Below are 10,386 nucleotides of genomic sequence, written 5' to 3'. Positions count from 1 at the left end.
GTTGACTTCGCCCGCGGCGATCTCGCGCTCGAGTTCCATGCGGTCGTCGGCGATCGAGCGCAGCGACAGCGAGAGTGTGCCGACCGCCTGCGCGACCGCGATCTTCTCGGCGATCTTGGGCGTCGCCTCGAGCGTGACGTTGGAGAAGGCCACGACCTGGGTCTTGCCGTCGGCGTCGGAGGTCTTGTCGGTCTTCTGGTCGGTGGCGAGGACGCGCAGATTGCGGATGATCGTCTCGCTCGCCTTGAGCGGCTGGTCGCCGCCACCCGCGACCGTCTGGGTCAGCAGGAGGTCAACGCGGTCGCCCGGGAAGACGAAGCCGGCGACACTCGCCTGGGTGGTGACCGAAATCGAAACGGCGCGCATGCCCGGCGCCAGCGCGGCGGCGAGGAAGCCGCGATCGCCCGGCTTGATCACCGCGCCCTGCGTGATCGGCTGGCCGGCGGTGACGGTGTAACGCACGACGGTGCCCTGCACCGCCGCCACGCCCGGCTGCTGGCCCTTGATGTAATAAGCGTTGTCGACCAGATCCTTGGGCCAGGTCTGATAACGGACCGCGTCGGGGCCGATGATCGTGCCCGGCGGCAGCGTCTTGGTCGCGACCAGGACCTGCGGACCGGTCGGTTCGGCCGGTGCGGCGGCGATCGCCTGTTGCGTGGTGCCGCCGATCATGGTGCGCGCCGTCACCGCGCAAATCGCGGCGAAGACGAGCGCACCCGCCATCAGCATGAGCTTCCGTACATCCATGGCGATCACTTACCCCTGGGTCCATTGGCTCACGTGGCCATGAACAACTATGCAACTGATTTGGTTAAGATATCGTTCGCCAGCACGAGCAGGCTCGCGCCGACGATGGCGACTCCGTAGGGAATTTCGGGCTTTCCCGGCGCCTTGCGGACGCGATGCGCGATGACCATGCCAAGCGTGAGCACGCCGCCGCCGATCGCCATCCATTCGAGCAAAATCAGCATCTTGGTGAGCGGCAGCCACAAGCCGAGCGCGGCCAGCAGCTTGACGTCGCCGCCGCCCATCATGCGCAGCGCGAAGAAGATCGCGAACACGACCAGCAAGGCCGCCGACAGGCCGAGCTGGAACAGGATGTCGGAACCGCCATATCCGATCGCAAACCACCACGGCACCGCGAGCAAGGCGATCGCGGCGTTGAGGCGATTGGAGATGATTCGCGCGCGGATGTCGGTCACCGCCGCGGTCACCAGCAGGGCCGCGAGCAGGCACAACATGCAGATTGCGTAAACAGACATGGCAGAGCCTCTAGACGGCTAGCCTTGCCAAACCGTAACCAAGACCAAGTGAGTCTTCCCACCGCAGATATCGCCATCGTCGGGGCCGGCATCGCCGGCGCGAGTCTGGCCGCCATGATCGGCGGACGGGGGCGCGTGCTGCTGATCGAGGCCGAATCGCAGCCCGGCTATCATTCGACCGGGCGATCGGCCGCTTTCTGGTCGGAAAGCTATGGCGGGCCGTTCGTGCAGCCGCTCACCACCGCGTCGCGGCCATGGCTGGAATCGCACGGCTTCCTCCACCCGCGCGGCTGTATCCACATCGCCGGAATCGAAGGCCGCCCGGCGCTCGACGATCTGGCGGCGGAAATGGCCGGCTGCGGCGTCGCGCATGAATGGCTCGACCGGGCCGCGCTGGAAGCGGCGATTCCCGGCCTCAAGCCCCATTTCATGGTCGGGCTGACCGAACCGACCTGCCAGGACATCGACGTCGGCGGGCTGCACGGCGACTTCCTGGGCCGCGCCCGGCGCGAAGGCGCAACCGTGCGCACCGATGCCGGGGTGACCGCGATCGCACGGGATGGCGATGGATGGCGGATATCCACGCGCGACGGCGAGATACGGGCCGCGATCCTGGTCAATGCCGCGGGCGCCTGGGCCAACCAGATCGCGGCGATGGCCGGCGCATCGTCTATCAATATCCAGCCCTATCGCCGCACGATCGCGCAGCTCACCACCGATCCGCCGATGGCGCCCGACATGCCTCTGATCATGGACGCGCTGGGCCGCTTCTATTTCAGGCCCGAGGCGGGCGGACGCCTGTGGCTGTCGCCGCATGACGAGACGCCGGTCGAGGCGCACGATGTCGCCCCCGAGGAACTCGACGTCGCGATTGCGATCGACCAGTTCGAACAGGCGGTCGACTGGCGGGTCGTGCGGCGCGAACGCGCCTGGGCGGGCCTGCGCAGTTTCGCGCCCGATCGGCTGCCGGTCTACGGCTTCGACTCATGGGCACCCGGCTTCTTCTGGTATGCGGGGCAAGGCGGCTTCGGCATCCAGACCGCGCCGGCGGCGGCGATGGTCGGGGCGGCGTTGCTGCTTGGCGAGCCCTTGCCGGACGCGGTCGCGGGGATCGATCCAGCGCGTTACGCCCCTTCCCGCTTCGACGTTTGAACGACCTGATTCACGCCATCGGCAGGCACGCGGTGCGCGCCTTCCAATGACGATCAGGTCTCAGCGCGTCGGGTAGCGTAGCCGCCCGAGGAAACGGGCGATGCTGAAGTGGCGGTCGGGGTCGGGCTTGATCCGCGCCTTGAACTTCTCGAACCTCATCACCTCGTCGATGCGGCGATCGAGGAAGGCACGAGTGTCGGCATAGTGCTCGCTCTCATCGTCGATGAACGACAGCAGGGTCGCGCCATAGACGCCGAGCAGGGTCATACGCTTGGTATAATGGGCGAAACCGGTCGAAGTATCGCCCGCCAGCCGCCACATCCGGTCCGCCGCGCGCCAGCCGAGCGCGGTTGCCATCGCCATATTATGCGGCATCGCCAGCACCGCGAGCGCGCGCCGCACCGCCTCGCGATAGGGCGCCATCGCAGCAATGCGCGCCAGCACCAGAGCGGTGATCCGGTCGCGGACGCGCATTTCCGCAAGCGTCTCGGGCGGAAGTGCCTCCGCCATTTGCAGGTCGATCGCGGCGAACCACGCGTCGACCATTTGCCCCGCCCCACCGGCGAAGGCGAGCCGGGCGCGGTCGGCGGGCACGCCGATCGTCTCGGCGGCGGCGGCGAGCGCCTTGTCGTTCCAGCCTTCGAATACGGCTTCCTGGGGCAGCCGCTCGACCAGCGCCGCGCGCAGTTCGTCGAGCGTCATGTCGAGCGGTTCGGTCATGCTTACGAGCTTAGGCTCATCTCTTCCGCGGGCAAAGGGCGCTTGCTGTCACGCACGAGCAGCACGGCGACGGCGATCGCAACCGCGCCGGCGAAGTCGAACGCGGTCAACCGCTCACCGTAAGCAACCCAGCCGATCGTCGCGGCCACGATCGGCTGGAGCAGCAGCATCAACCCCACCACCAAAGCCGGAACCCGGCTGACGGCATAGAGGATCAGCCCCTGGCCGATGATCTGGCTGCCGAGCGTCATCGCAATCAGCGGCCACCAGATCTGCGGCCAGATCGGATCGCCGAGCGCCAACGCGGCCGCGAGCAGCAGGGGGATGCCCGCGGCAACCGACCAGGTAAGCGTGGTCCACGGCCCGAGCGCCGAGCGGGCGCGATCGGCGGCGACGAGATAGCCGGTGTAGCAGACGCCGGCGAACAGGCAGAGGAAGTCGCCGGCGAGATTGCGCGCCGACAATTCATAGGACCGGCCGAGCAGCAGCACCGCGCCGAGCGTGGCGAGCGCGAGCGCGATCCCCTGCTTGCGGCTGGGCGAAGCGCGCGCGGCGATGAAGCCATACACGGGGAACAGGATCGCGGTGCAATTGCCGAGCAGGGTCGCGTTGGCGAGGCGGGTATGGAGGATGCCGGCATGCCAGGCGCCGAGATCGGCGCCGAAGAACAGGCCCGACAGCAAGGCTGCGCCGATCAACACCTTGCGATTGATCGGCCGGGGATCGCCGCGCTCGCTGCGCGCCATGACCAGCAGGATCGGCAGCGCGATCGTCAGTCGCCAGAAGCCCGAGCCGACCGGCCCGACATGGCCCTGAACGCGTGCGATCCGCACAAACCACGGCCCGAGCGCGAGCGCGATATTGGCGACGACCAGGGCCGGGATGGCGAGGCCGGTCGATTTCCGGACGTGCTGCATGCTGGCGGCTCTAGCGGAAAGCGCGGTCGGGTCGAGACCTGCGACGGACAAAAAAAAGGGCCGGCGAACCGGCCCTTAAGTCTTAGGAGAGGATGCCTGAAAGGCAGGGTTAAAGTGACTCTAATGGTGCAGTGCCGCAAGAGATATTTTGCAGTGCAAGGTGCAAAGAGTAATTTTAACGATGCAAATTATGCATCTCTGAACGTTCCCAACCCCTTATCGGTGCCGCACAGTCGGTCCCACAGGCGAAAATAGAGCCCATAATTGCACCGATACTGCTGGTGATGACGTTGGTGATGGGTCGCGGTGATCAGCCAGTTTCCGACTCGGCTGCGGACCAGCGCATCGGGGAAAAGCTCCCACCCCATATGGTTGGTGACGCCCATCACAGTCATGACCGACAGCACGAGGCCGAGCATCGCGACATGGATCGGGATCAGGAACACCAGCGCGGGAATCACGACCGCGCCGCTCAGCGCCTCCCACGGATGGAAGCTCATCGCCGCCCAGGCGGTCGGCGGGCGGCTGGCATGGTGGACGGCGTGCATCGTCCGGAACGCCCAGGGGCGGTGCATCAGCCGGTGCGTCCAGTAGAAATAGGCGTCGTGCACAAGCAGGAAAGCGAGCACCGACAGCGGCATCCACCACAGGGGGTAAGCGTGCGGATCGCTGTAGATCCGGGTCCAGCCGCGCGCCTGCCAACCCCACGCGACCAGCCCCGCCGGCACGCCGTAGATCGCGGCCGAGGCCAGGCTCCAGGCGATCTCGCGCCAGATCTGCCGGTTCAGGCCCGCATAGAGGCCTGGCCGCCGGACCCGAGTCGCCAGCGCGAAGCCGCCGCTCGCGGCGAGATAGCGCAGCGCCACGATCGCCGTCATCGCCACGGCCGCGAACAGAATGGAGGCGAGCATGGGACTGCTATAGGCCCGGGCCGTCTCCATGGGTAGAAGCGGCCGGATGGCGCAAACCCTCAAGACCGACCTGCTGATCGCGGGCGGCGGCCTCGCAGGCGGTCTGATCGCGTTGGCGCTGAGGGCAAGGCGGCCCGACGTGACACTGACGATCGTCGAAGCGGGCGAGGCGCTCGGCGGCAATCATATCTGGTCCTTCTTCGATTCCGATATCGCCGAGACCGAGCGCGGGCTGATCGCGCCGTTGATCTGCCATCATTGGGATGGGAATGAGGTTCGCTTCCCCGGCCATGCGCGCAGCCTGCATGGCGCCTATAATTCGATCGAGTCCGGGCGGTTCAACCAGGTGGTGCGCGCGGCGCTGCCGGCCGAGGCGATCGTCACCGGCCGGATCAAAGCCCTCGATGCGCAGAGCGCGACGCTGAGCGACGGCACGCGGATCGAGGCCGGCGGCGTGATCGATGCGCGCGGGGTCGGCGATTTCGCGATGCTCGAGCTCGGCTGGCAGAAATTCCTCGGCCAGTTGCTGCGGCTGGAAGCGCCGCACGGGCTGACGCGGCCGGTGATCATGGATGCGGCGGTCGATCAGGGCGACGGCTATCGCTTCGTCTATCTGCTGCCGTTCGGGCCGAATGCGGTGTTCGTCGAGGACACATATTACAGCACGACGTCCGATCTCGACGCGGACGAACTGCGCGACCGCATCGCGCGTTATGCCGCCGAACAAGGGTGGACGATCGCCACGATCGAACGCGAGGAGCAAGCGGCCCTGCCGATCGCGATGGGCGGCAATTTCGATGCCTTGTGGCCAGTGCGCGACCGCGTGCCGCGCGTGGGCATGGCCGCCGGTCTGTTCCAGCCGATGACCGGCTATTCCTTGCCCGACGCGGTCCGTACCGCCGCGCTGATCGCGGACCTGCCCGATCTGTCGTCGCGCGCGCTGCAGCATGCGCTGCGTCCCTATGCGCGCAAAGCGTGGGAGCAACGCGGCTTCTATCGCCTGCTCGCGCGGATGCTGTTCCGCGCCGCCGATCCGCCCGCGCGCTATCGGCTGCTCGAACGCTTCTATCGGCTCGACGAAGGCCTGATCGGCCGCTTCTATGCCGGACGATCCACCTGGACGGACAAGGCCCGCATCCTGATCGGCAAGCCTCCCGTGCCCTTGCGCCGCGCGCTCGGCGCGATCAGGGAGGATCGGTGAACATCCCAACGCGCAAGACGGCGGCGGTTATCGGCGCCGGCTTCGGCGGCCTCGCGCTCGCCATCCGCCTCCAGTCGACCGGCATCGCCACCACCTTGATCGAGGCGCGCGAGAAACCGGGCGGGCGCGCTTATGTGTGGGAACGCGACGGCTTCACCTTCGACGCCGGGCCGACCGTTATCACGGACCCCGATTGCCTTGAAGAATTGTGGGGGCTGACCGGCCATCGCCTGGCCGAGGACGTGACCCTGCTGCCGGTGAGCCCGTTCTACCGGCTCAACTGGCCCGATGGGACGAGTTTCGATTATTCGAACGACGAGCCCGCGCTGCGTGCCGAAATCGCCAAGCTCAATCCGCGCGACGTCGCGGGCTATGCCAAGTTCCTCGATTATGCCGCCGGCGTCTATCACGAGGGCTATGAGAAACTGGGCGCGGTCGCGTTCCTGAATTTCAAGAGCATGATCAAAGCCGCGCCGTCGCTCGCAAGATATCAGGCGTGGCGTTCGGTCTATTCGATCGTGTCGTCATTCGTGGAGGACGAGCATCTTCGCCAGGCTTTGAGCTTCCACACCTTGCTGGTCGGCGGCAATCCGATGTCGACCAGCGCGATCTATGCGCTGATCCACAAATTGGAGAAGGCGGGCGGCGTGTGGTTCGCCAAGGGCGGCACGCACGCACTGATCCGGGGCATGGTGACACATTTCGAACGGCTGGGCGGCGTGGTCCGCCTCGGCGAGCCGGTGGTCGAGATCGAGACGGCCGGCGACCGCGCGACCGGCGTCCGCACCGCGAGCGGTTGGCGCCAGGGGTTCGACATGGTCGCCTCCAACGCCGACATCATGCACAGCTATCGCGACCTGCTGGGCGGCAGCGACCGCGGCCGCCGCGTTGCCAAGTCGCTTGAGCGCAAGCGTTTCTCTCCGTCCCTTTTCCTCGTCCATTTCGGGGTGAAGGGGACATGGCCGGGCATTCCGCACCACATGATCCTGTTCGGGCCGCGCTACGAAGGGCTGCTGACCGACATCTACCAGCATGGCGTGCTGCCGGCGGATTTCTCGCTCTATCTGCATCATCCGAGCATCACCGATCCGGCGATGGCGCCGGAGGGTTGCTCGACCTTCTATGCGCTGGCGCCGGTGCCGCATCTCGGCAAGGCGCCGCTCGACTGGGAGGGGCTGCAGGAGAGCTATGCCGACCGCATCCTCTCCGAGATCGAACGGCGGCTGATGCCGGGCCTGCGCGAGCGGATCGTGACGCGCTTCCATTACACGCCGGTCGATTTCAGCCGCGACCTGAACGCGCATCTCGGCTCCGCCTTCAGCCTCGAGCCCTTGCTCACCCAGTCGGCCTGGTTCCGCACGCACAATCGTGACGATGCGATCCATAATCTTTACTTTGTCGGGGCAGGCACGCACCCGGGTGCGGGCATTCCCGGCGTGGTCGGATCGGCCAAGGCCACCGCCGCGCTGATGCTGGAGGATATGAAGTGAACCGTCTCGCCGTTTATTGCGGGTCCGCGAGCCCCAGCGATCCGCGCTACATCAATGTCGCACGCGAAGTCGGCGGCGCGCTGGCGGCACGCGGGATCGGTGTCGTCTATGGCGGCGGACGGCTGGGCCTGATGGGCGCGATTGCGGATGCGGCGCTGAAGGCCGGCGGCGAGGTGATCGGCATCATCCCCAAGGCGCTGGTCGGGCTGGAGGTCGCGCACAAGGGCCTGAGCCAGCTGCATGTCGTCGACACGATGCATCAGCGCAAACAGGCCTTCACCGACCTGTCCGACGGCTTCCTCACGCTTCCCGGCGGCACCGGCACGATGGACGAATTGTGGGAAGCGTTGAGCTGGGCGCAGCTCGGCTATCATTCCAAGCCGGTCGGGCTGCTCAACGTCGCGGGCTATTATGACGGCATCGTCGCTTATTGGGAGATGATGCAGGATGTCGGCTTCCTGCGGCCGCAACACCGCGATCTGCTGATCACGAGCAACAACCTGATCGATCTGCTTGCCGAGATGTCGGCCTACGAACCGGGCACGCCGATCACGAGCATGCGCGCGGAGGAGCTTTGACGGATGCCGAGGAAAGCCCCTCCCCTGTAAGGGAGGGGGGCCGCGCGGCTCTGGTCGAGGCGGCGCGGCTTTCGATCGCGCGCGGCTCCAAATCCTTCGGCATGGCCTCGACCCTGTTCGACCGCGCGACGCGCGAGCGGGCGTGGCTGCTTTATGCCTGGTGTCGTGCTTCCGACGACCTCGCCGACGGGCAGGAGATGGGCCACAATATGCAAGTCGTCGCCGATCCGGCGGCACGGCTGGCCAAGATCCGCGAGCGCACCGCCGCCGCGCTGGCGGGCGAGACGACCGGCGATCCTGCCTTTGACGGCTTCGGCGTGGTCGCGCGCGAATGCGCGATTCCCGAACGGCTGGCGCAGGATCTGATCGACGGCTTCGCGCTGGATGCCGAGGGCTGGCGACCGCGCAGCGAGGACGATCTGTTCCGTTATTGCTATCATGTCGCGGGCGCGGTCGGCGTGATGATGGCGCTGGTGATGGGGGTTTCGCCCGACGACGAGGCGACCCTCGATCGCGCATGCGACCTCGGCCTCGCCTTTCAGCTGGCCAATATCGCGCGCGACATTTGCGAGGATGACGCCGCCGGGCGCTGCTATCTGCCGACCGAATGGCTGGCCGAGATGGATATCCCGCCGGGCGAACATATGAAGACGGCCTATCGCAAACGCCTCGCGGTGCTGGCGCAAAGGCTGGCGCGGCTGGCGGCGGACTATGAGGCGAGCGCGCGATTTGGTGCGGCGGCCCTGCCCTTTCGGTCCGCGTGGGCGGTTCTGGCGGCGGCGGGCATCTATGGCGACATCGCGCGCGAGGTAGCTAAGCAGGGCGAACATGCGTGGGACCATCGGGTGCATACGAGCAAGGCGGCGAAGCTCGGCTGGGTGGTGAAGGCCGGTTGGCAGGCGCTCACGCGGGGTGGCGCGAGTACGCGTTCGCCCAAATTATGGACGCGGCCTCGCCGATAGAGCCGTCATGCCGGACTTGTTCCGGCATCCACTCCACCGCGAGCGCAGGGTGCGTGGGACAGTGGACCCCGGAACAAGTCCGGGGTGACGGTAATCGGTTAGCGCGCCTCGCGCACCCCTGCCCTGCCCCGCTTCGCCAGTTCCGCCTTCAGCGTCTCCGGCTTGGGTGCGACGAGGAAACCGAAGCTGACCGTCCCCTCCTTGGTCTCCACCACATGGTGCAGTTTATGCGCCTGGACGATGCGTTTCATATAGGTCGAGCGCGCGACGAAGCGGCCGGGGAGGCGCTGGTGCACGATCCAGTCGTGGAAGCCGAAATAGATCGCGCCATAAGCGGCGATGCCCGCGCCGATCCAGGTGCAGCCCCACCACCAGCCCAATTGTACCCCGCCGAGCAGCAGGACGAAGGACGGGACGGCGAAGATCACCGCGTAGAGATCGTTGAGCTCCCAAATGCCGGTGCGCGGGCGATGATGGCTTTCGTGCAGGAACCAGCCCGGCCCGTGCATCACCCAGCGGTGCGCGACATAGGCGACGCCTTCCATCGCGGCGATGGTGGCGACGAACAGGCAAAGGCCGAGGAGAGTCGACATCACGCGGCATTATAGTCGCGCGCATTTCATTCAGCCATTTTTCATGCACGGCGGCGCTTAGCCCCGTCCCATGAAACATGCTCTCCTGCTTTTGCCCGCTTTCGCCCTGCTCGCCAGCTGCGCGATCACGCCCGAACAACGCGTCAACGCCGCGCTGCGCGACGCCGGCGTGCCGCCGCGCGTCGCGAGCTGCATGGCCGAACGCATGGCCGCCAAGCTGTCGATCGAGCAGCTCAAGGAATTGAAGAGCCTCGCCAAGGCGCAGGAGCCGGGCGAGAAGATGAGCGCCAAGCATATATTGAAGCGCGTCGCCGCGATCGGCGACCCCGAGGTGGTCGAGGTGACCAGCCGCGCCGCGATCGGATGCTATATCGCGGGATGACGCCTTTGCCTTGAGGGCTCGGCTGTGTAGAGGACGCGCCATTCCTCTCCCCGAGTCCGCACAGGAATCGCTCTCCCATGAACATCCACGAATATCAGGCCAAGGAATTGCTCGCGAAGTTCGGTGTCGCGATTCCGTTGGGTTTCGCCGCGATGACCGTCGACGAAGCCGTCGCAGCCGCAGGCAAGCTGCCCGGGCCGATCTATGTCGTGAAATCG

Annotated in this window: 13 protein-coding genes; 7 read left to right on the top strand and 6 right to left on the bottom strand. The window is 66.6% G+C overall.

All coding sequences use genetic code 11. From position 1 onward, the window contains the following. Positions 1–747: Flp pilus assembly protein CpaB (cpaB, locus tag VK533_RS00660; protein ID WP_324374004.1), on the bottom strand; the 747-nt coding region annotated here is incomplete at its 3' end. Positions 748–794: 47 nt separating this feature from the next. Then, a complete protein-coding gene (locus tag VK533_RS00655) occupies positions 795–1,262 on the bottom strand; it encodes an A24 family peptidase (protein WP_324374001.1) in 468 nt (155 codons plus the stop codon). A 48-nt stretch (positions 1,263–1,310) separates the two neighbouring features. Here VK533_RS00655 and VK533_RS00650 point away from each other — a divergent pair, with 48 nt between their 5' ends. Next, on the top strand, positions 1,311–2,414 hold the full coding sequence (locus VK533_RS00650; protein WP_324373999.1) for an FAD-binding oxidoreductase: 1,104 nt from the start codon (positions 1,311–1,313) through the stop codon (positions 2,412–2,414). Between the two features lie 60 nt (positions 2,415–2,474). On the opposite strand, the gene VK533_RS00645 is transcribed toward VK533_RS00650, so the two are convergent. From VK533_RS00645 to VK533_RS00635, 3 genes are all read right to left on the bottom strand, one after another. Then, a complete protein-coding gene (locus tag VK533_RS00645) occupies positions 2,475–3,134 on the bottom strand; it encodes a COQ9 family protein (protein WP_324373997.1) in 660 nt (219 codons plus the stop codon). Positions 3,135–3,136: 2 nt separating this feature from the next. Further along, complete coding sequence (locus VK533_RS00640) at positions 3,137–4,051, bottom strand: DMT family transporter (RefSeq protein WP_324373995.1); 915 nt, start codon at positions 4,049–4,051, stop codon at positions 3,137–3,139. 188 nt (positions 4,052–4,239) lie between these two features. Beyond that, complete coding sequence (locus VK533_RS00635) at positions 4,240–4,962, bottom strand: sterol desaturase family protein (RefSeq protein ID WP_324373993.1); 723 nt, start codon at positions 4,960–4,962, stop codon at positions 4,240–4,242. Positions 4,963–5,008: 46 nt separating this feature from the next. Here VK533_RS00635 and crtY point away from each other — a divergent pair, with 46 nt between their 5' ends. Genes crtY through VK533_RS00615 form a run of 4 tightly spaced genes read left to right on the top strand, consistent with a single transcriptional unit; the run spans position 5,009 to position 9,193 of the window. After that, complete coding sequence (gene crtY, locus VK533_RS00630; protein ID WP_324373991.1) at positions 5,009–6,163, top strand: lycopene beta-cyclase CrtY; 1,155 nt, start codon at positions 5,009–5,011, stop codon at positions 6,161–6,163. Then, a complete protein-coding gene (locus tag VK533_RS00625) occupies positions 6,160–7,653 on the top strand; it encodes a phytoene desaturase (RefSeq protein ID WP_324373989.1) in 1,494 nt (497 codons plus the stop codon). The genes crtY and VK533_RS00625 overlap by 4 nt, the downstream gene beginning before the upstream one ends. Further along, positions 7,650–8,231 (top strand): TIGR00730 family Rossman fold protein, encoded by a 582-nt coding sequence (locus tag VK533_RS00620; protein WP_324373987.1) that lies wholly within the window; start codon positions 7,650–7,652, stop codon positions 8,229–8,231. Before VK533_RS00625 ends, VK533_RS00620 begins: the two co-directional genes overlap by 4 nt. Before the next feature lie 50 nt (positions 8,232–8,281). After that, positions 8,282–9,193, top strand: coding sequence for a phytoene/squalene synthase family protein (locus VK533_RS00615; protein ID WP_324374010.1), 912 nt, complete (start codon positions 8,282–8,284; stop codon positions 9,191–9,193). A 98-nt stretch (positions 9,194–9,291) separates the two neighbouring features. Here the strand turns inward: VK533_RS00615 and VK533_RS00610 are convergent, their stop codons facing one another. Further along, complete coding sequence (locus VK533_RS00610; RefSeq protein WP_324373985.1) at positions 9,292–9,786, bottom strand: beta-carotene hydroxylase; 495 nt, start codon at positions 9,784–9,786, stop codon at positions 9,292–9,294. A 70-nt stretch (positions 9,787–9,856) separates the two neighbouring features. Here VK533_RS00610 and VK533_RS00605 point away from each other — a divergent pair, with 70 nt between their 5' ends. Beyond that, the gene (locus tag VK533_RS00605; RefSeq protein ID WP_324373983.1) at positions 9,857–10,168 is read left to right on the top strand and encodes a hypothetical protein; all 312 of its coding nucleotides are present in this window, start codon (positions 9,857–9,859) and stop codon (positions 10,166–10,168) included. Positions 10,169–10,245: 77 nt separating this feature from the next. Further along, a partial coding sequence (locus VK533_RS00600; protein ID WP_324374008.1) for an ATP-grasp domain-containing protein occupies positions 10,246–10,386 on the top strand: 141 nt, incomplete at its 3' end.

Origin of the sequence: Sphingomonas sp., assembly GCF_035317925.1 — a bacterium.
In the GTDB taxonomy this organism is placed as follows: domain Bacteria; phylum Pseudomonadota; class Alphaproteobacteria; order Sphingomonadales; family Sphingomonadaceae; genus Sphingomonas_I.
The sequence above is the reverse complement of the archived record's forward strand: the minus strand, read 5'-3'. Positions and strand labels throughout refer to the sequence as shown.